The organism is Caballeronia pedi, assembly GCF_001544915.2.
GTDB classification, from domain to species: Bacteria; Pseudomonadota; Gammaproteobacteria; order Burkholderiales; family Burkholderiaceae; genus Caballeronia; species Caballeronia pedi.
Window position 1 is genome coordinate 1 of record NZ_FCOE02000042.1, and the last position, 18,200, is coordinate 18,200.

19 protein-coding genes are annotated in these 18,200 nt (G+C 63.4%); 15 read left to right on the plus strand and 4 right to left on the minus strand.

Going from position 1 to position 18,200, the window contains the following annotated elements:
- The first annotated feature begins 235 nt into the window (after window positions 1–235).
- The 3 genes from imuA to AWB80_RS35500 are packed head-to-tail and all read left to right on the plus strand — an operon-like array spanning window position 236 to window position 6,081.
- Window positions 236–1,099, plus strand: a complete 864-nt coding sequence (imuA, locus tag AWB80_RS35490) for a translesion DNA synthesis-associated protein ImuA (RefSeq protein ID WP_061179316.1) — start codon at window positions 236–238, stop codon at window positions 1,097–1,099.
- Window positions 1,044–2,612, plus strand: coding sequence for a Y-family DNA polymerase (locus AWB80_RS35495; RefSeq protein ID WP_061179317.1), 1,569 nt, complete (start codon window positions 1,044–1,046; stop codon window positions 2,610–2,612). Before imuA ends, AWB80_RS35495 begins: the two co-directional genes overlap by 56 nt.
- A 7-nt stretch (window positions 2,613–2,619) precedes the next feature.
- Window positions 2,620–6,081 (plus strand): error-prone DNA polymerase, encoded by a 3,462-nt coding sequence (locus AWB80_RS35500; protein WP_244206908.1) that lies wholly within the window; start codon window positions 2,620–2,622, stop codon window positions 6,079–6,081.
- Here the strand turns inward: AWB80_RS35500 and AWB80_RS35505 are convergent.
- Both AWB80_RS35505 and AWB80_RS35510 read right to left on the minus strand, forming a co-directional pair.
- The gene (locus AWB80_RS35505) at window positions 6,075–7,013 is read right to left on the minus strand and encodes a dTDP-4-dehydrorhamnose reductase family protein (protein ID WP_061179318.1); all 939 of its coding nucleotides are present in this window, start codon (window positions 7,011–7,013) and stop codon (window positions 6,075–6,077) included. The genes AWB80_RS35500 and AWB80_RS35505 overlap by 7 nt on opposite strands.
- Window positions 7,010–7,216 carry a heavy-metal-associated domain-containing protein gene (locus tag AWB80_RS35510; protein WP_061179319.1) on the minus strand — a complete coding sequence of 69 codons (207 nt, stop codon included), beginning with the start codon at window positions 7,214–7,216 and terminating at the stop codon, window positions 7,010–7,012. Before AWB80_RS35510 ends, AWB80_RS35505 begins: the two co-directional genes overlap by 4 nt.
- Before the next feature lie 97 nt (window positions 7,217–7,313).
- Here AWB80_RS35510 and cueR point away from each other — a divergent pair, with 97 nt between their 5' ends.
- Both cueR and AWB80_RS35520 read left to right on the plus strand, forming a co-directional pair.
- A complete protein-coding gene (gene cueR / locus AWB80_RS35515) occupies window positions 7,314–7,700 on the plus strand; it encodes a Cu(I)-responsive transcriptional regulator (RefSeq protein WP_061179320.1) in 387 nt (128 codons plus the stop codon).
- A 235-nt stretch (window positions 7,701–7,935) separates the two neighbouring features.
- Window positions 7,936–8,082, plus strand: coding sequence for a DUF3563 family protein (locus tag AWB80_RS35520; protein WP_087131847.1), 147 nt, complete (start codon window positions 7,936–7,938; stop codon window positions 8,080–8,082).
- A 111-nt stretch (window positions 8,083–8,193) separates the two neighbouring features.
- On the opposite strand, the gene copM is transcribed toward AWB80_RS35520, so the two are convergent.
- A complete protein-coding gene (copM, locus tag AWB80_RS35525; RefSeq protein ID WP_061179321.1) occupies window positions 8,194–8,592 on the minus strand; it encodes a CopM family metallochaperone in 399 nt (132 codons plus the stop codon).
- Window positions 8,593–8,704: 112 nt separating this feature from the next.
- Between copM and AWB80_RS35530 the strand changes: the two genes are divergently transcribed.
- The gene (locus AWB80_RS35530) at window positions 8,705–9,061 is read left to right on the plus strand and encodes a hypothetical protein (RefSeq protein WP_061179322.1); all 357 of its coding nucleotides are present in this window, start codon (window positions 8,705–8,707) and stop codon (window positions 9,059–9,061) included.
- Window positions 9,062–9,074: 13 nt separating this feature from the next.
- On the opposite strand, the gene AWB80_RS35535 is transcribed toward AWB80_RS35530, so the two are convergent.
- Window positions 9,075–9,920, minus strand: a complete 846-nt coding sequence (locus AWB80_RS35535; protein ID WP_061179323.1) for a 23S rRNA (adenine(2030)-N(6))-methyltransferase RlmJ — start codon at window positions 9,918–9,920, stop codon at window positions 9,075–9,077.
- Window positions 9,921–10,207: 287 nt separating this feature from the next.
- Here AWB80_RS35535 and AWB80_RS35540 point away from each other — a divergent pair, with 287 nt between their 5' ends.
- The 9 genes from AWB80_RS35540 to hscA all read left to right on the plus strand — a co-directional run bounded on the left by AWB80_RS35540 (window position 10,208) and on the right by hscA (window position 18,155).
- Window positions 10,208–11,002, plus strand: coding sequence for a 3-hydroxybutyrate dehydrogenase (locus AWB80_RS35540; protein WP_061179324.1), 795 nt, complete (start codon window positions 10,208–10,210; stop codon window positions 11,000–11,002).
- A gap of 15 nt (window positions 11,003–11,017) precedes the next feature.
- Window positions 11,018–12,235, plus strand: coding sequence for a DUF3734 domain-containing protein (locus tag AWB80_RS35545; RefSeq protein WP_061179325.1), 1,218 nt, complete (start codon window positions 11,018–11,020; stop codon window positions 12,233–12,235).
- A 103-nt stretch (window positions 12,236–12,338) separates the two neighbouring features.
- On the plus strand, window positions 12,339–12,821 hold the full coding sequence (locus tag AWB80_RS35550) for a low molecular weight protein-tyrosine-phosphatase (protein ID WP_061179326.1): 483 nt from the start codon (window positions 12,339–12,341) through the stop codon (window positions 12,819–12,821).
- Between the two features lie 140 nt (window positions 12,822–12,961).
- Window positions 12,962–13,486, plus strand: a complete 525-nt coding sequence (gene iscR, locus AWB80_RS35555) for a Fe-S cluster assembly transcriptional regulator IscR (RefSeq protein WP_061179327.1) — start codon at window positions 12,962–12,964, stop codon at window positions 13,484–13,486.
- An 83-nt stretch (window positions 13,487–13,569) separates the two neighbouring features.
- Window positions 13,570–14,793 (plus strand): IscS subfamily cysteine desulfurase, encoded by a 1,224-nt coding sequence (locus AWB80_RS35560; protein ID WP_061179328.1) that lies wholly within the window; start codon window positions 13,570–13,572, stop codon window positions 14,791–14,793.
- 36 nt (window positions 14,794–14,829) lie between these two features.
- Window positions 14,830–15,258: a Fe-S cluster assembly scaffold IscU gene (gene iscU / locus AWB80_RS35565; RefSeq protein WP_061179329.1), complete on the plus strand. Its 429-nt coding sequence runs from the start codon at window positions 14,830–14,832 to the stop codon at window positions 15,256–15,258.
- A gap of 57 nt (window positions 15,259–15,315) precedes the next feature.
- Window positions 15,316–15,639 (plus strand): iron-sulfur cluster assembly protein IscA, encoded by a 324-nt coding sequence (gene iscA, locus AWB80_RS35570; RefSeq protein ID WP_061179369.1) that lies wholly within the window; start codon window positions 15,316–15,318, stop codon window positions 15,637–15,639.
- Between the two features lie 83 nt (window positions 15,640–15,722).
- Window positions 15,723–16,253, plus strand: a complete 531-nt coding sequence (gene hscB / locus AWB80_RS35575; protein ID WP_061179330.1) for a Fe-S protein assembly co-chaperone HscB — start codon at window positions 15,723–15,725, stop codon at window positions 16,251–16,253.
- Window positions 16,254–16,289: 36 nt separating this feature from the next.
- The gene (gene hscA / locus AWB80_RS35580) at window positions 16,290–18,155 is read left to right on the plus strand and encodes a Fe-S protein assembly chaperone HscA (RefSeq protein ID WP_061179331.1); all 1,866 of its coding nucleotides are present in this window, start codon (window positions 16,290–16,292) and stop codon (window positions 18,153–18,155) included.
- Window positions 18,156–18,200 lie beyond the last annotated feature (45 nt).

Here is an 18,200-nt window from a genome sequence, read left to right on the forward strand (position 1 = left end):
CCGATGATAGTGCGGAGCTCCCGTGTGAAAGTAGGTAATCGTCAGGCTCCTCATGCTACAAACAAAAACCCCACCCCGCAAAGGTGGGGTTTTTGCGTTTCAGCCCCATTTCTTCCTCCTCGTCCTCTTGTTTACCTTCCCGCATCAAAATACTGTATAAATATACAGTAAAACCAGAGGTCGCCGAGCGCTCGAACCATGAGCAGGCCCTTGCATTCGCTGGACGGGGAAACTCATGGGCGCAGCACTTTCATTGCTCGATATCGGGCTGACATCGCATCTGCAGCGTCAGGTCTGGCAGGGCAGTCCGATCAACGATCCCGACTCGAACATCATCTCGAGCGGCTTTCGGGCGCTCGATCTCGCCTTGCCAGGTGCGGGATGGATGCCCGGCTCAGTCACCGAATTGCTGATCGAGGAGAGTGGCGTCGGTGAAATCAGGCTGCTCGCGCACACGCTTCGTGAACTGACGGCAAGCAAAGGCCGCTCCGTCATCTTCGTCGCGCCACCGTGGAAGCCCAATCTGGCCGCGCTTCGGGCGATGAACATCTCTGTGAACAAACTCGTCTGGGTCAAGGCGCCCGAGGATCAGGTGCTCTGGGCGGCGGAACAGTCGCTGAAGCAGGACGGCATCGGCGCTGTGCTGATCTGGCTACCGCAAGTGCGTTCCGATGCGCTGCGAAGGTTGCAAGTGGCGGCTCAAGACGCGCAGTCGCTGGCGTTCCTGTTCCGCCCGCTCAAAGCGGCGAAGCAATCATCCGCTGCGCCGCTGCGCATGGTCTGCAAGCCGATACTTCCTGCCAACGCGCAGACGATGAACCGTCGCGAATGGATGCAGGCCGTCATGCTCGAAATCGACATCATCAAGCGGCGCGGTCCATTGCTGGGCAAGCCGTTGCGGTTGAGCGTGCCGTTGCAGATGCCTGCGCTGCCCGAACATATTCGTCGTGCGCATCAGGCAAGGAAAGCACGAGAGGTCAAACATGTTGTGGATAGCGGTGACATTGCCGCTTTTATCGCTCGAAGCAGTCAGGCCGCCATCGATGCCCTCGGCATCAGCGAGTTCGATCTCGCCTGGAGCCGCATCGACGCCGAATGATATCGATCAGCCATGCTTCGCGCTCGCCGATCACGCGCGCATCCTGATGCCCGATCTCGTCGCGTTTCGGCTCGGCGTGCGGCCTGGCTCCACGCGCTCGCATGCGTTCGCGCTGGCGCCCCAGCTGACGTTGCTCGCCGTCGATATTCGCGAAGAGCAGCGCGCACTCGAAGCCGTTGCGCTGGCGCTGCTCGCGTTCACGCCCAAAGTCGTGCTGGCCCATGCGAACACGGTGCTGCTCGAAGTCGGCGCGAGCATGCGGCTCTTCGGCGGACTGCGCGCGTTGCTGTCCAGGGCGACGTCGACGGTGAAAGGATGCGGCTTCACCTCGCGCATGGGTTGCGCGCCGACTGCGTGGGGCGCATGGTTGCTGGCGCACGCGCGCACGCGCCGTGTGGCGCGTCGCGTGCGTATCGTGAAAGAGACGACGCTCGTACGCGTGCTCGATGAGCTACCCGTATCGCTCGTGCCGTCGGCGCATTCGCAGGGCAACGTGTTCGAACAGATCGGTTGTACTACGCTCGCCGATCTGCGCCGTCTGCCGCGCAAGGGTGTCGCGCGACGGTTCGGGCAAGGCATCCTGCAATGGCTCGCGCAGGCATACGGACAGGCGCCCGACCCGCGCGAGGCGTTTTGCGCGCCGGCGTCGTTCGAAGCGCGGCTCGAACTGCAGGCACGCGTGGAAAACGCCGACGCGCTGCTGTTCGCCGCCCGCCGTCTCGTGCTGCAACTCGCAGGCTGGCTGAGCGCGCATCATGCGGCCGTCAGCGAATTCTCGCTGTTGCTCGAGCACGAACTGGCCGCCCGTCATGCGCCGAAAACGTCGACGTTCAAGGTGGCGTGGGCCGTGCCGACGCGCGAAGCCGATCACATCCTCTGGCTGTTGCGCGAGAAGCTGAATCAGACGAAGCTCGCAGCGCCCGTGATCGAGATGAAGCTTCTGGCCGACAAGGTCAGCGAACACGCGCCGCCGCCCGACACCCTGTTTCCGATGCCGGGCTCCGACAGCGAATCGATGGCGCAACTGCTCGAACGCCTGAGCGCGCGGCTCGGCGCCGAGAATGTCGTGCAACTGGTCGCACGGGACGATCATCGGCCCGAAGCGGCGATGACGGTCGAAGCCTATAAACCCGAGCGCGAAGCAAAGCCGAAGCGAGGCAAGAAGTCACCGGAGACTCAAACAGCAAAAGCGGACGCGCCGATCGAGACAGAACCCGAAGCGCCAACCGAATCCGATGGACCGCTCGCACTTCCCGACCTGGCTGTTCCTTCGCAGCCGCGGCCCGCGTGGATACTCGAAACGCCGCAAAAGCTGATGTTGCGCAACGAGCGGCCGTTCTATCAACGTCCGCTTAAGCTCATCAGCCGGACCGAGCGCATCGAGGCGGGATGGTGGGACGGCAACGGCGTCCAGCGCGATTACTACGTCGCCGCCGACGATCGCGGCCGCATGTTCTGGCTCTATCGCGAACGTCTGAGCGGATGCTGGTTTCTGCACGGTTTTTTCGGATGACGCCGCCATGGATGATTTGAGCGACATCATCGGCCTGAGCGAAGGCGACGAAAACAATGACAAGGCGGCATCGCTGGGCTCGTCGGCGTTGTTGCCCGGTTACGCCGAACTGCATTGCCTGAGCAACTTCTCGTTCCTGCGCGGCGCGTCGCATCCGCAGGAACTGGCTGCGGCCGCGCTCGAACATGGCTATACCGCGCTCGCGATCACGGATGAATGCTCGCTCGCGGGCGTCGTGCGTGCGCATGCCGCGATCAAGGACATCGAAGCGAAAGCGCAAGCCGATGCCGAAGCCGCGCGGCTTGCCGGCGAACCGCCGCCGAAGAAGCAAGAACTGAAGCTGATCATCGGCAGCGAACTGCATCTCACCGATGAAGACGGCGAAGCATTCTGCACACTGATCGCGCTCGCGACGAATCGCGCAGGCTACGGCAACCTGTCGGAGCTGATTTCGCTTGCGCGCTCGCGTGCGCCCAAAGGCAGCTACAAGCTGGGCCCGGAAGACTTCACCAATCCCGCCGCCTCATCCAATACGGCAGATCTGCGCGGCGATATCGCGCATCTGAAGCACTTGCCCGATTGCCTTCTGATTCTCGTGCCGCAGCGCTCAGCGACGCTCGCCGATACGCTCGATCGCGCGCACTGGCTGGCCAGTTTCGCCGCGGGCCGCGCGTGGCTCGCGCTGGAACTCTGGCAGGACGGCAGCGACGACGAACGTCTCGCTTCGTGTCGCGTGATGGCCGAAGCGAGCGGATTGCCGCTCGTCGCGGCGAGCGGCGCGCTGATGCATGCGCGTTCGCGCAAGCCCTTGCAGGACACCTTGACCGCGATTCGCCTGAACCGGCCGCTCGCCGACTGCGGTTATGCGCTCGAAGCGAACGCGGAGCGGCATCTGCGCACGCGGCTGCGTATCGGCGCGCTGTATCCCAAGGAGGCGATCAGGGAAACGCTGAAGGTGGCCGCACGCTGCACGTTCACGCTCGACTCACTCAGGTACGAATATCCCGAAGAACTGGTGCCGCCCGGCGAGACGCCCGCGAGTTATCTGCGCAAGCAGGTGATCGCGGGCGCGCTGCAACGCTGGCCGAACGGCATGGATGCCGAGACGATCGGTCTTATGGAAAAAGAGCTGGCGCTCGTCGCCGCGCTTGAATACGAGAAGTACTTCCTGACGGTCTATGACATCGTCGCTTTTGCGCGCAGCAAAGGGATTCTGTGTCAGGGGCGCGGCTCGGCGGCGAATTCGATCATCTGCTATTGCCTTTTCATCACCGAGCTCGATCCGGTCCGGATGGACTTGCTGATCGAGCGCTTCATTTCGCAAGCGCGCAACGAGCCACCCGATATCGATGTCGATTTCGAGCATCAGCGGCGCGAGGAAGTGATCCAGTACATCTATCAAAAATACGGACGGCATCGCGCATCGCTGGCGGCCTCGCTCATCACGTATCACACGCGCAGTGCGCTGAAGGATGTCGGCAAGGCGCTCGGGCTCGATGCGTCGCTGATCGAGCGCATCGGCAAGTCGCAGCAGTGGTGGGACGGACCGTCGGCGGTCGCGGGCTATCTCAGGGAAGCGGGCTTCAGCGACGATTCGCATGTCACGAAGCATCTCATCCGCTTGACGCGCGAGTTGCGCGGCTTTCCGCGACATCTGTCGCAGCACGTCGGCGGCTTCGTGATCGCGCGGGAGCGGTTGTCGCGGCTCGTGCCGATCGAAAACGCCGCGATGAAAGACCGCTGCGTGATCCAGTGGGACAAGGACGATATCGATCAGTTGAAGCTCCTGAAAGTGGACGTGCTCGCGCTCGGCATGCTGTCCGCGATCCGGCGCGCGCTCGAATTCGTCGCGCTGCGGCGCGGCGTGCCGGGCTTCGGTCTCGCGCATATTCGCCGCGAGGACAAGGCGGTCTACGAGATGTGCTGCCGCGCGGACACCATCGGCGTGTTTCAGATCGAATCGCGCGCGCAGCAGAGCATGCTGCCGCGCTTGCGGCCCCAGAAGTATTACGACCTCGTGATCGAAGTGGCGATCGTGCGGCCCGGCCCGATCCAGGGCGGCATGGTGCATCCGTATCTGCGCCGCAAGCAGGGGCTGGAAGAGGAGGACTATCCGAAAGAGGAATTGCGGCCGGTGCTCGGCCGCACGCTCGGCGTGCCGATCTTTCAGGAGCAGGTGATGAAGCTCGCGATGGTCGCGGCCGGCTACACGGCGGAGCAGGCCGACCAGTTGCGCCGCGCGATGGCCGCGTGGCGTCGCGGCAGTCATCTGGAGAAATATCAGGCCGATCTCATGAAAAAGATGCTCGCGCGCGGTTACGAGCACGATTTCGCAGCGCGCGTGTGCAAGCAGATCGAGGGTTTCGGCGAGTATGGTTTTCCGGAGAGTCACTCGGCGAGCTTCGCGCTGCTCGTCTATATCAGCGCGTGGATCAAGCGTTACGAGCCCGCGGCTTTTCTCGCCGGTCTGCTGAACAGCCAGCCGCTCGGCTTTTATTCGCCTTCGCAACTCGTTCAGGACGCAAAGCGCCACGGCGTGCCGGTGTTCGCGCCCGACGTTTCGCTGAGCGACTGGGAATCGGTGCTGGAAGCGCGGCCCGGCAACGGCGAGCGCATCGTGTTCGATGCCGGCAAGGAGCGGCGGCGTCAGCAGTTCTACGGCGCGGCCGAGTCGGATCGCGTGTTTCGGAAGACGGTGCGGCGCGGGGCGCGCAAGCTCAGAAAGCGCGTCGAACTGGATGGACGGCAATACGGCGCGAAAGGGCCGGGCGTGCGGATCGGTCTGCAACTGATCAAGGGTCTCCCGCAGGCGGCGGCCGAGCGCATCATGGCCGCGCGCGCGCAAGCGCCGTTCACCGATGTCGACGATCTCACGCGTCGTGCGGACTTGTCGCGCCGCGAGCTCGAAGAGCTTGCGGCGGGGAATGCGCTCGCGAGCATCGCGGGGCATCGGCGTCAGGCGTGGTGGGCGGTCACGGCGCAGCAGCGCGCGCCCGAATTGCTGCGCGATGCGCCGATGAGCGAGGCGCCGCTCCTGCTGCCGGAGGCATCGGAAGGCCGCGAAATCGTCGACGATTACGCGAGTCTCGGGCTCACGCTCAATCGTCATCCGCTCGCTCTTCTGCGCGGCAAGCTGGCGCACATGCGTTTCAAGACAGCGGCCGAACTGGCGGACATCAGAAACGGACGCTTCGTGCGAGCGTGCGGCATCGTGACCGTGCGGCAGCGGCCGGGCACGGCAAACGGGACGATTTTCGTCTCGATAGAAGACGAAACCGGCGCGATCAACGTGATCGTCTGGCCCGGACTCGTCGAGAAGCAGCGCAAGGTGCTGCTAGGGGCGTCGCTGCTCGGCGTACATGGCGTCTGGCAAATGGAGGGCGAGGTGCGGCATCTGGTGGCGCAGCGGCTCGAAGACCATAGCGCGCTGCTCGGCCGCCTTGCCGCGCCGAGCCGCGATTTTCACTGAGACGAGACGTCCGGATACCGTGCGAGCAGTCCGGCGATGGCGACATCGAACGGCGTGCGCCGGCCGATGCCGAGCGCTTCCAGCCGGCCGGAATCGAGATGGCAGTCGCGCGGGCGCGGGGTCGCGTCGGTCGGCGTGCGCTGCGCGACGAGCTTCGCGTCCACGTTCAGCACGCGCGCGATGCGTCGGGCGATATCGAACTTCGTCATCGGTTCGTCGCCGGACCATTGCGTGATGCCGGAGATCGTCGCGCCCTTCGCGTGATGTTCGAGCATGCCGCGAATCACCACGGCGACATCCGGCGTGAAAGTCGGATAGCGCGTCGCCCAGGCGTCCATCGAAGCGGGCGGGTTCGCTGGATCGGCGCACTTGACGATCGCGGACGTGAGGCTCGTTACCGCCGATTCGTTCCACTCGGTGAACGGACCGTAAAGCAACGGCAGGCGCAGCACGCAGGACGCCGGATCGCCCGCGAGCAACGCGCGTTCGCCGTCCAGTTTGCTTTGGCCGTAGGCGTTGAGCGGCGCGGGCGCATCGTCGGGAAGATAGGGCGGAGCGGCGCCGTCGAACACGTAGTCGGTCGAAATAGACAGCACCCACGCGCCGAGCGAGCGCGCCTCGCTCGCGATCACGCTCAATGCCTCCACGTTCAACGCGCGAGCGAGCGCCGGATCGTTTTCGCAGATGTCAGGACGCCGCTCCGCCGCCGCGACGACGATCGCATCGGGCGCGAGTTCGCGAAGGAACGCGCGCACCGCTTCATGATCGAGCAGATCGAGTTTCACGCTCTGTGCGTCGGCGCGGCTGCGGGCCGTGCGCACGATGCGCCATTCCTCTGCGCCGGGCGCGCTCGCCAGTTCGGCGGCGACGGCACGGCCCAGAAGTCCCGACGCGCCAATGAGGGCGACGGTAAAACGCCCGCCCGCGCTCATGCGGACGCGACGCCGACGACCGTGTAGCCCGCCTCGTCGATGGCGTCTTTCAACGCATCGTTCGATTGCGCCGATTCAACGGCGACCCGGCCTCGCTCCAGATCCACGCGAACCTGCGCCTGCGGATCGATTTCCTGGATCGAGCGCGTCACGGCCGCGACGCAGTGCTGGCAACTCATGCCTTGGACTTCGAATTCGGTCATAGCGGTTTCCTCTTGAAAAAGCGTTGATCGGCGACATCGTATACCTTGCCATGATGGGAAGGTGTAGAGTCGAAGCGACATTTTTTGAGGAACAGGCATGAATATCGGCGAAGCGGCCCGCGCGTCGGGCGTGACGGCAAAGATGATTCGCTATTACGAGAGCGTCGGATTGCTCAATCCGGTCGGGCGGACATCGGCGGGATATCGCGTGTACGGCCACCAGGAAGTGCACGCGCTGCGTTTCGTGCGACAGGCGCGCCGGCTCGGCTTTCTCGTCGAGGATATTCGAAAACTCCTGGCCTTATGGCAGGACCGGTCGCGTGCAAGCGCCGAAGTGAAGTCGATCGCACTGGAACACGTCGCGGAACTGGACCGGCGAATTGCCGAACTGACGGAAATGCGCGACACGCTGTCGCATCTTGCGAACCACTGTCATGGCGACGCCCGGCCGGATTGCCCGATTCTCGACAAGCTTGCGCAGTAAACGCACCGTGCTGGTGCGTATCCGACAGCAGATATGTGTGCAAATCAACTAATCATCTGAAAAATCAGCGATTTAAGCAAGGACTCTGCCCGCACCATTCCGAATCCGTATGCACAGTATTCAAGCATTTCACTAGCACTCCGTCAGGGTTTTCATCTATAATCCGGGTATTCCCTGATGCGGGTAATCCCTGACCCGAACTGCCAGGGATCTTCTAGAGACCTTGGAGAACATCATGTTTGCATTCCTGATCGAAAAACTGAGCATGTGGTTTGAAGCTGCCGAGCAGCGTCGCCGCGAAGCGTATCTTGCGCAATCGACGGACATCGTCCAGCTCGAACAGCGCATCCGCTCGCTCGAAACGAACGGCTACAACGCGTAAGCGTTTCGTTCGTGGCGTAAAAGCCGCCGAACGTGAAAGTTGAAAAGCCCCGCAATGCGGGGCTTTTGCTTTGGCGCGCGGCACGCGCGTCGCCGGGCCGGGCATCTACCATCAATGCTTGTGCGGATGCTGCTCCAGCCATTGCTTCATGAATGCGATTTCCTTTTCCTGCGCGGCGATGACATCCTTCGCCAGTTTGCGCAGCTTCGCGTCCTTTCCGTACTTCAATTCGACCTTCGCCATCTCCACCGCGCCCTGATGATGCGGAATCATGTGCGCGACGAAATCCCGGTCGGCGTCGCCCGTGTATTCGATGCTCGACATGCCCGACATCATTTTCTGATCGGCGGCCTGAAACGCCGCGGTGGACGAGACATCCGTGGGCTTGGGCGCGTGCTGCTCCATGTTCATACCGGGCATCGCGTCACTCGCGGGCGCGGTGGTCTGTGCGATTGCGGTCGCGCTGCAGAGGGCGGTGAAGATCGCGAGCGCGATTCTTATGGATTTCATCGAATCTCCTGTGAAAGGGCGGTTGCCAACATGCTTCCAGATCGGCACGCCTAGCCTAAAGCTTGCCACCGGGGTAAGGTAAAGCAGTTTTGTCTACATAAAAGAGCGAGCGATGCGAGGCCACATCAATCACACGACGACTATCCGCCGCCGCATGCGCTTTGCGATCACGCTTGCGCTGACTCTGTCCGCGTCGCAAGTGACATTCGCCAAGCCGGGCGGCGAGCCCCTCGTGCTCGATACGCAGACCGGCATTCACAGCGGCGTGAGCGGCGGAACGGTGCTTCAGAGCGGGCCGCTCGGCGGCCCCGGCATGGTGCCGATGGCAACCTTGCCCGGCCTCCCGCAGCAGGCGGACCAGCCGATCGTGGTGTCGCCGTACGTCGAGTATTCGAGCGGACAGAGCAGCGTTCCTGTGCAGCCGGGCCACGGAGTGCGGCCGAGGAACCCGCGTACTCCTTATCCCTGATAGTGAGCTGCACTCAATCCGCGCGATGTTCCAGCTTGAAGGATGCATCGCCGTCTTCGCCGAGCGCGTCGACGAGAAAGGGCAGTGACGTCTTCAGTTCCTTCGCCAGCGTGTACGGCGGATTGAACACGAACATGCCGCTACCGAACAGGCCGAAGCCGTCCGTCGGCGGTTTTCTCACCATCAGGGCCGCGTGCAGCCAGCCGTTCGGCTGAATCGCCTTCAACTGGTCGGCGAAACGCTGCGACTCCATGCGCGTGACGATCGGATACCAGACTGCGTAGGTTCCCGTCGCGAAACGCTTGAGGCTTTCCTCGAGACACGTGAGCGTGCGCGCATAGTCGCGCTTGTCCTCATACGACGGATCGATCAGCACGAGCGCCCGGCGCGACGGTGGCGGGAGAAGCGCCTTGATGCCGTCGAAGCCGTCGCCTTCGTAGATCATCGCGCGCCGGCCGGCATCGCGGAAATTGTGGCGCAGCACGTCGATTTCCGTGCTGTGCAGCTCGAAAAGCCGCATGCGGTCCTGCTCGCGCATCGCGCGCCAGGCAAGATAGGGCGAGCCGGGATAAAAGCGCAGATCGCCCTCGGGATTCAACGCCTTCACTTCATCGACGTAGTCCGCGAGGAGCGGCGGCAGATCGCCGCGATCCCAAAGCTTGCCGATGCCCGTCTGAAACTCCGCGTTCTTTGTCGCGAAGCCTTCGGTGAGCGAGTAGACACCGGCGCCGGCGTGCGTATCGATATACCAATACGATTTGTCCTTCAGGCCGAGATAGCGAAGCATCTGGATGACGATCGCGTGTTTCAGCACATCGGCGTGATTGCCCGCATGAAAGGCGTGACGATAACTGAGCATGACGAGAGGCCCGCGCGGGGCGTAAAAAACAGGATGGAAAAGCTGCGGCGAAAGGGCGCCCATTCTAGCCCACGCCGTCCGACGCAATGTTCGTGACGCCAGCTTTCACTGCAGCGCGTCACGTCCTTCATGCACAATAACCGCTGCCGGGCATGCGCGAGCAGCCGGCCGAAAGGCCTAGGCGTTCCGACGCGGTGAGAAGTTTCCTACGCCGAACGGCCAGCTGGATGGCCGCGCCGATGAATGGTGTCATACACCCGATGTCTTCCACTGGAAAGGAGTGTCGCATGTCATCAAACGGAAAGCTCGACGGCAAGACCGCGGTCGTGACGGGCGCGGCGAGCGGCATCGGCCGCGCGATCGCATTTACGCTCGCGGGCGCGGGCGCGGCGGTCGCCATCGCCGATCTGAATCAGGCGGGTGCGGACGCCGTCGCCGAGGAAATTCGCGGCAAGGGCGGCAAGGCCATCGGCATCGCGATGGACGTGACCAACGAAGACGCCGTCAATCAGGGCATCGATCGCGTCGCGTCGGAACTCGGCGCGGTGGACATCCTCGTGTCGAACGCGGGCATCCAGATCGTCAACCCGATCGAAAACTACGCGTATGCCGACTGGAAGAAGATGTTGGCCATCCACGTCGATGGCGCGTTCCTCACCACCAAAGCCGCGTTGAAGCACATGTACAAGGACGATCGCGGCGGCGTCGTGATCTACATGGGTTCGGTGCATTCGCACGAGGCTTCGCCGCTCAAGTCGGCCTATGTGACCGCGAAGCACGGCTTGCTCGGCCTCGCGCGCGTGCTCGCGAAGGAGGGCGCCGCGCACAACGTGCGCTCGCACGTCGTTTGCCCGGGTTTCGTACGCACGCCGCTCGTCGACAAGCAGATTCCCGAACAGGCAAAGGAACTGAAGATCAGCGAAGAGGAAGTCATCAGGCGCGTGATGCTCGGCGGCACGGTGGACGGCGTGTTCACGACCGTCGACGATGTCGCGCAGACCGTGCTGTTCCTTTCCGCGTTCGAAACGGCGGCGCTGACGGGACAATCGTTCGTCGTGAGTCACGGCTGGTTCATGCAATAAGGGAGAAGACGCGGGATGTCGGAAATCGAAAACGAACAAGCAGTACAACGGGGAAGCGCGCGGAACCAGAACGAGGCGCGCACGCAATCTGGCATCCGGTTGCCGCCTTACGAAACGATCGCGCTGATGCTGCAGGGCGGCGGGGCGCTCGGCGCTTATCAGGCAGGCGTCTATCAGGGGCTGCACGAAGCGGGCATTCATCCGAACTGGATCGCCGGCATCTCGATCGGCGCGCTCAACACGGCGATCATCGCGGGCAACGCGCCGGAGCATCGCGTGACGCGTCTCGTGGAGTTCTGGGAGACGATCTGCCAGCCCGCATTCGGTTTCCCGTTGCCGGCGTTCGTCGAGCGCGCGCTGTTCGATTCCGCCGATGAGATCCGCAAGGCTTTCACCGCGATGCAGGCGTTCGGTGCGCTCGTCGAAGGGCAGAAGGGCTTTTTCGTGCCACGCTTGCCGACGCCGTCGCCGATTGCATCGAGTTCGCCGCAAACCGCGAGCTACTACGACACGACGCCGCTCAAGGCCACGCTCGAGCGTCTGTGCGATTTCGACCGCATCAATTCCGGCGAGACGCGCGTGTCGGTCGGCGCGGTGAACGTCGCGACCGGCAATTTCGCCTATTTCGACAACGCGCAGATCAAACTGCGCGCCGAGCATTTCATCGCTTCGGGCGCGCTGCCGCCCGGTTTCGCCGCGGTCGAGATCGACGGTCAGTTCTACTGGGACGGCGGCCTCATGTCGAACACGCCGCTCTACGAGATCGCGCAGGCGACGCCGCGCCGCGACACGCTCGCCTTTCAGGTCGATCTGTGGAGCGCGCGCGGGCCGGTGCCGGACAGTATCGTCGACGTGATGGGGCGCATGAAGGACGTGCAGTATTCGAGCCGCACGCGTCTCGTCACGGATCAGATGCAGCGCTCGCAGCGCTACCGGAACGTGTTGCAGCACGTGCTCGACCTCGTGCCCGAAGAGACTCGCAAGAACGACGAATGGTGCCGCCTCGCTGCCGAACTCGCGTGTTCGAAGCGTTACAACATCATTCACCTGATCTACCGCCACAAGGAATACGAGGGCCACTACAAGGACTACCAGTTCGGTTTCTCGACGATGCGCGAGCACTGGGAAAGCGGTCTCACCGATATCCGCCGCACGCTCGCGCATCGCGACTGGCTCGACATGCCCAACGGCGAATCCCGCTTCGTCACGCACGACATCCATCGCGGCGAGTGAGCCGATCGGGCGGGAAAGTGTGCCCTTTTGTATAATCCGGGACGCATTCCGGCGGCTGGCTTTGGCTGACGCCGCCGGGCTTCACGACTTCTCCCGGCTTTAGATGAACTCGATCGCGGTCTGCTTCGTCTGTCTCGGCAACATCTGCCGCTCGCCCAGCGCGGAAGCGGTGATGCGCGAACTCGTCGAGCGCGCGAATCTGGCGGACCGGATCGTCATCGATTCGGCGGGCACGGGCGACTGGCATATCGGCGAACCACCCGACGAGCGCGCCCAGAAGGCGGCGAAGAATCGCGGCTACGATCTGTCGAACCTGCGCGGTCGTCAGGTCGCCGCTGCCGATTTCGCACGCTTCGATCTGTTCATCGTCATGGACGACGCCAACGCAGCCGCGTTGACGGCCGTCTGTCCGCCCGAGCATCGCGACAAGATTCGTCTGCTGATGGAATTCGCCACGCGCGACGACAGTCGCGTCGTGGTCGACCCCTATTTCGGCGGCGCAGAAGGCTTTGAGAAAGTCCTCGATCAGTGCGAGGACGCGTGCGAGGGCTTGCTGAACGCCTTGCGCGCCCAACTGACAGCCTGACGGCAGGCGTTAGCGCGCCGGCCGTGCCATCGCAAAAAACTAAGTTAAAAAACTACTTATCTCGCCCGGGATACTTGACTAAAACTGTGGGATATTTATACTTGACGAAAATCATCGAGTATTAGCGGTAGCCCCCAATTATGAGACTCACCACGAAAGGCCGTTTCGCCGTCACGGCGATGATCGACCTGGCGTTGCGCCAGGAGCAGGGCCCGGTGACGCTGGCAGGCATCAGTCAGCGCCAGCGCATCTCGCTTTCCTATCTCGAACAGCTCTTCGGCAAGCTGCGGCGGCATGAGATCGTCGAATCCGTGCGCGGACCGGGCGGCGGGTACAACCTCGCGCGCCGCGCGGAAAACGTCACGGTGGCGGACATCATCATCGCGGTCGACGAGCCGATCGACGCCACGCAATGCGGCGGCAAGGGCACCTGCGAAGGCACCAAGCAGCACGATGGCCACTGCATGACGCACGAGCTCTGGGCGACACTCAACCAGAAGATGGTCGAGTATCTCGATTCCGTCTCGTTGAAGGATCTGGTCGACCAGCAGCGCGCACGCGAAGGCTCGGCTACTGTCCTGCGCGACCGCCGCGCCGAATCGGCCGTCGAGGCTGCGCGCGTCGTGCCGAAGGGTCCGAATTCCATTTTCAACCTGGCTGGATGACACAAACGCCGCGCCGGCACGAGCCGCGCGCATAGAAAGAGCGTCCCAGCCAAGAGCTTTGACCGATTTTCCCGGAGCGACTGATGAACAACGATATTCCCCACCTGCCCATTTACATGGACTACAGCGCGACGACGCCCGTCGACCCGCGCGTGGTGGACAAGATGATCCCGTATCTTCGCGAGCAGTTCGGCAATCCGGCCTCGCGCAGCCATCAATACGGCTGGGATGCGGAGCGTGCGGTCGAGGAAGCGCGCGAGAACGTCGCGGCGCTCGTCAATTGCGACCCGCGCGAGATCATCTGGACGTCGGGTGCAACGGAATCGGACAATCTGGCCATCAAGGGCGCCGCGCACTTCTACAAGAGCAAGGGCAAGCACATCATCACGGTGAAGACCGAGCACAAAGCCGTGCTCGACACCACCCGTGAGCTGGAGCGCGAAGGTTACGAAGTCACGTATCTCGACGTGAAGGACGACGGTCTCATCGATCTCGACAAGCTCAAGGCGGCGATCCGCCCGGACACGATCCTCGTGTCGGTCATGAGCGTGAACAACGAAATCGGCGTGATCCAGGACATCGAGGCAATCGGCGAGATCACGCGTGAGAAGGGCATCATTTTTCACGTCGATGCGGCGCAGGCCACCGGCAAGATCCAGATCGACCTGCAAAAGCTGAAGGTCGACCTGATGTCGTTCTCGGCGCACAAGACGTATGGCCCGAAGGGCATCGGCGCGCTGTACGTGCGCCGCAAGCCGCGCATTCGCATCGAGGCGCAGATGCATGGCGGCGGTCACGAGCGCGGCATGCGTTCGGGCACGCTCGCGACGCATCAGATCGTCGGCATGGGCGAGGCGTTTCGCATCGCGCGTGAAGAAATGGCGACGGAGAACGAGCGCATCCGCATGCTGCGCGACCGTCTGCTGAAGGGACTGCAGGACATGGAAGAGGTGTATGTGAACGGCGACATGGAACAGCGTGTGCCTCACAACCTCAATATCAGCTTCAATTTCGTCGAAGGCGAATCGCTGATCATGGCGGTGAAGGATGTCGCGGTGTCGTCGGGTTCGGCGTGCACGTCGGCGTCGCTGGAGCCTTCGTATGTGCTGCGCGCGCTCGGCCGCAACGACGAACTCGCGCACAGCTCGATCCGCTTCACGGTCGGCCGTTTCACCACCGAGCAGGACGTCGACTACGTGATCAACCTGCTGAAGACCAAGATCGCGAAGCTGCGCGATCTGTCGCCGCTCTGGGAAATGCACAAGGACGGCATCGACATCTCGACCATCCAGTGGGCCGCGCACTGAGCGACGCGCGTTACCGAATAAAGGAGAGTTTGAATCATGGCTTATAGCGACAAGGTTCTGGACCACTACGAAAACCCGCGCAACGTCGGCTCCTTCTCGAAGGACGACGACACGGTCGGCACCGGCATGGTCGGCGCGCCGGCTTGCGGCGACGTGATGAAACTGCAGATCCGCGTGGGCGCGGATGGCGTGATCGAGGACGCGAAGTTCAAGACGTACGGCTGCGGTTCCGCGATCGCATCGAGCTCGCTCGTCACCGAGTGGGTGAAGGGCAAGACGCTGGATCAGGCGCTCACCATCAAGAACACGCAGATCGCCGAAGAACTGGCGCTGCCGCCGGTGAAGATCCACTGCTCGATCCTCGCGGAAGACGCGATCAAGGCCGCAGTGGCCGACTACAAGCAGCGTCATGGCGTTGCAGCGCCGGAAGCACAGGCGTCGGAAGCGAAGCAGCACGCGGCGTAAGTGACGAAAGCGGGCGCCATGCATGAGCAAGGCGCCGCGAAGAGAGAAGCGAAGACTATGGCAATCACGTTGACGGATAAAGCGGCACAACACGTGCAGAAGTATCTGACGCGGCGCGGCAAGGGCGTCGGCCTGCGGCTGGGCGTGCGCACGACGGGCTGTTCGGGTCTGGCGTACAAGCTCGAATATGTCGATGAACTCGCGCCGGAAGACACCGTGTTCGAGACAGCGGGCGTGAAGATCATCATCGATCCGAAGAGTCTGCCGTATCTCGACGGCACCGAGCTGGACTTCGCCCGCGAAGGCCTGAACGAAGGCTTCAAGTTCAACAATCCGAACGCGAAGGACGAGTGCGGCTGCGGCGAATCGTTCCGCATCTGACGTGGACGACGCCGGCGGCATCGGCAAAAGAGGCGGCGCGTGCCGCCTTTTTCATTAGCGCACACTGAATCCATTGACATAGCATGGCCTCGCTTACCGACAGTCACTTCGATCTCTTCGATCTGCCGCAGACCTTCGCCGTCGACCAGCAGAAACTCGACGACGCTTACCGCACCGTGCAGACGCAAGTGCATCCCGACCGTTTCGCCGCCGCCGGCGACGCGCAGAAGCGTGTCGCGATGCAGTGGGCGACGCACGCGAACGAGGCGTACCAGACGCTGCGCGATCCGTTGAAGCGCGCGCGCTACATGCTGTCGCTGCGCGGCATCGACGTCGATGCGGAGAACAACACCGCGATGGAGCCCGCGTTCCTGATGCAGCAGATGGAATGGCGCGAAAATATCGAGGATGCGGCGGGCGCGAAGAATATCGGCGCACTCGAAGCATTGCTCGACGAACTGCGCGACGAAGAGCGCGTGCGCTTCACAAAACTCGCGGCGCTCGTCGACAGCCGGTCGGATCAGGCCGCGAGCGAGGCAGTGCGCCAGTTGATGTTCATCGAACGCGTGGCGCATGAAATCGGCGCGCAAATCGAACGGCTGGAACACGCGTAAGACGACACAGCCGCACCCAACCCCATAAGACCAAAGATGGCTTTACTGCAAATCTCAGAACCCGGCATGGCGCCGGCGCCGCATCAGCGGCGCGTGGCGGTCGGCATCGATCTCGGCACGACGAACTCGCTCGTCGCGGCCGTGCGCAGCAGCGTGCCCGAAGCGCTGCCCGACGAGGACGGTCACGTGCTGCTGCCGTCGGTCGTGCGCTATCTGGAGAAGGGCGGGCGACGCATCGGCCGCACCGCGAAGGAAGAAGCCGTCACCGACCCGCGCAACACGATCGTCTCGGTCAAGCGCTTCATGGGCCGCGGCAAGAGCGAAGTGGAGGGCGCGGAGAACGCGCCGTACGATTTCATCGACGCGCCCGGCATGGTGCAGATCCGTACCGTCGACGGCGTGAAGAGCCCGGTCGAAGTATCGGCGGAAATTCTCGCGACGCTGCGATATCGCGCGGAAGACACGCTCGGCGAGGATCTCGTCGGCGCGGTGATCACGGTGCCCGCCTATTTCGACGAAGCCCAGCGGCAGGCGACCAAGGACGCGGCTAAGCTCGCGGGCCTCAACGTGCTGCGACTGCTGAACGAGCCGACCGCGGCGGCGATCGCCTACGGTCTGGACAACGGCTCGGAAGGCCTGTACGCGGTCTATGACCTCGGCGGCGGCACCTTCGACCTGTCGATTCTCAAACTGACGAAGGGCGTGTTCGAAGTGCTCGCGGCGGGCGGCGATTCCGCGCTCGGCGGCGACGATTTCGACCACGCGCTGTATCGCCATGTGCTGGCGCAGGCGGGCGTCGCGCTCGACACGCCGGAAGACGTGCGCCTGTTGCTCGATCGCGTGCGCACCGCGAAGGAAGCGCTGTCCGATGCGCCCGAAACGCGCGTGCAGGCGACACTTTCGACCGGCCGCGAAATCGACGTCGCCGTGACCGAAGCACAATTCGCCGCGCTGACGGAAGCGCTCGTCGCGCGCACGCTCGCGCCGACGAAAAAGGCGCTGCGCGACGCGAAAGTAGCGGCCGGCGATATCAAGGGCGTCGTGCTGGTCGGCGGCGCGACGCGCATGCCGGTGATCCGCCGCGCGGTCGAGGCGTTCTTCGGCCAGCCGCCGCTGATCAATCTCGATCCGGACCAGGTCGTCGCGCTCGGCGCCGCGATTCAGGCCGATCTGCTCGCCGGCAACCGCCGCGGCGAAGGCGACGACTGGCTGCTGCTCGACGTGATTCCGCTGTCGCTCGGCGTCGAAACGATGGGCGGCCTGACCGAGAAGATCGTGCCGCGCAATTCGACGATCCCGACCGCCCGCGCGCAGGATTTCACGACCTTCAAGGACGGCCAGACGGCGATGGCGATTCACGTCGTCCAGGGCGAGCGCGAGCTCGTCTCCGATTGCCGCTCGCTCGCGCGTTTCGAGCTGCGCGGCATTCCGCCGATGGCCGCGGGCGCTGCGCGCATTCGTGTGACCTATCAGGTCGATGCGGACGGTCTGCTGTCCGTGTTCGCGCGCGAGCAGATGTCGGGCGTGGAGGCGTCGGTGGTGGTGAAACCGTCGTACGGCCTCGCCGACGACGAAGTCGCCCGGATGCTCGAAGAAAGCTTCAGGACCGCGGATGTCGACATGCGCGCGCGCGCGTTGCGCGAGGCGCAGGTGGAAGCGGAGCGCCTGATCGAAGCGACGCACGTCGCGCTCGAAGCCGACGGCGAACTGCTCGACGACGACGAGCGCGTTCAGATCCAGACGCTCGTGGCCGCACTGGCGGCGCTCGCGAACGGCGATTCGGTCGAGAGCATCGAAGACGCGACCAAGGCGCTCGCCACCGGCACCGACGAATTCGCCGCGCGCCGCATGAACAAGAGCATTCGCCGCGCGCTCGCGGGCCGCAAGCTCGACGACGTCTGATCGTCGCGCCGATATCGAACAAACAAGCATTTACGGAAAATCAGT

What these genes read in the sequence shown, in the direction of transcription:
- cueR (WP_061179320.1), top strand. Translation starts at nt 7,314, where the DNA reads ATGAATATCGGCGAAGCGGCCCGCGCGTCGGGCGTGACGGCAAAGATG.
- iscR (WP_061179327.1), top strand. Translation starts at nt 12,962, where the DNA reads ATGAGACTCACCACGAAAGGCCGTTTCGCCGTCACGGCGATGATCGAC.
- imuA (WP_061179316.1), top strand. Translation starts at nt 236, where the DNA reads ATGGGCGCAGCACTTTCATTGCTCGATATCGGGCTGACATCGCATCTG.
- iscA (WP_061179369.1), top strand. Translation starts at nt 15,316, where the DNA reads ATGGCAATCACGTTGACGGATAAAGCGGCACAACACGTGCAGAAGTAT.
- AWB80_RS35535 (WP_061179323.1), bottom strand. Translation starts at nt 9,920, where the DNA reads ATGCTCAGTTATCGTCACGCCTTTCATGCGGGCAATCACGCCGATGTG.
- AWB80_RS35545 (WP_061179325.1), top strand. Translation starts at nt 11,018, where the DNA reads ATGTCGGAAATCGAAAACGAACAAGCAGTACAACGGGGAAGCGCGCGG.
- AWB80_RS35560 (WP_061179328.1), top strand. Translation starts at nt 13,570, where the DNA reads ATGAACAACGATATTCCCCACCTGCCCATTTACATGGACTACAGCGCG.
- AWB80_RS35505 (WP_061179318.1), bottom strand. Translation starts at nt 7,013, where the DNA reads ATGAGCGCGGGCGGGCGTTTTACCGTCGCCCTCATTGGCGCGTCGGGA.
- AWB80_RS35540 (WP_061179324.1), top strand. Translation starts at nt 10,208, where the DNA reads ATGTCATCAAACGGAAAGCTCGACGGCAAGACCGCGGTCGTGACGGGC.
- iscU (WP_061179329.1), top strand. Translation starts at nt 14,830, where the DNA reads ATGGCTTATAGCGACAAGGTTCTGGACCACTACGAAAACCCGCGCAAC.
- hscA (WP_061179331.1), top strand. Translation starts at nt 16,290, where the DNA reads ATGGCTTTACTGCAAATCTCAGAACCCGGCATGGCGCCGGCGCCGCAT.
- AWB80_RS35520 (WP_087131847.1), top strand. Translation starts at nt 7,936, where the DNA reads ATGTTTGCATTCCTGATCGAAAAACTGAGCATGTGGTTTGAAGCTGCC.
- AWB80_RS35550 (WP_061179326.1), top strand. Translation starts at nt 12,339, where the DNA reads ATGAACTCGATCGCGGTCTGCTTCGTCTGTCTCGGCAACATCTGCCGC.
- AWB80_RS35495 (WP_061179317.1), top strand. Translation starts at nt 1,044, where the DNA reads ATGCCCTCGGCATCAGCGAGTTCGATCTCGCCTGGAGCCGCATCGACG.
- AWB80_RS35500 (WP_244206908.1), top strand. Translation starts at nt 2,620, where the DNA reads ATGGATGATTTGAGCGACATCATCGGCCTGAGCGAAGGCGACGAAAAC.
- AWB80_RS35510 (WP_061179319.1), bottom strand. Translation starts at nt 7,216, where the DNA reads ATGACCGAATTCGAAGTCCAAGGCATGAGTTGCCAGCACTGCGTCGCG.
- copM (WP_061179321.1), bottom strand. Translation starts at nt 8,592, where the DNA reads ATGAAATCCATAAGAATCGCGCTCGCGATCTTCACCGCCCTCTGCAGC.
- AWB80_RS35530 (WP_061179322.1), top strand. Translation starts at nt 8,705, where the DNA reads ATGCGAGGCCACATCAATCACACGACGACTATCCGCCGCCGCATGCGC.
- hscB (WP_061179330.1), top strand. Translation starts at nt 15,723, where the DNA reads ATGGCCTCGCTTACCGACAGTCACTTCGATCTCTTCGATCTGCCGCAG.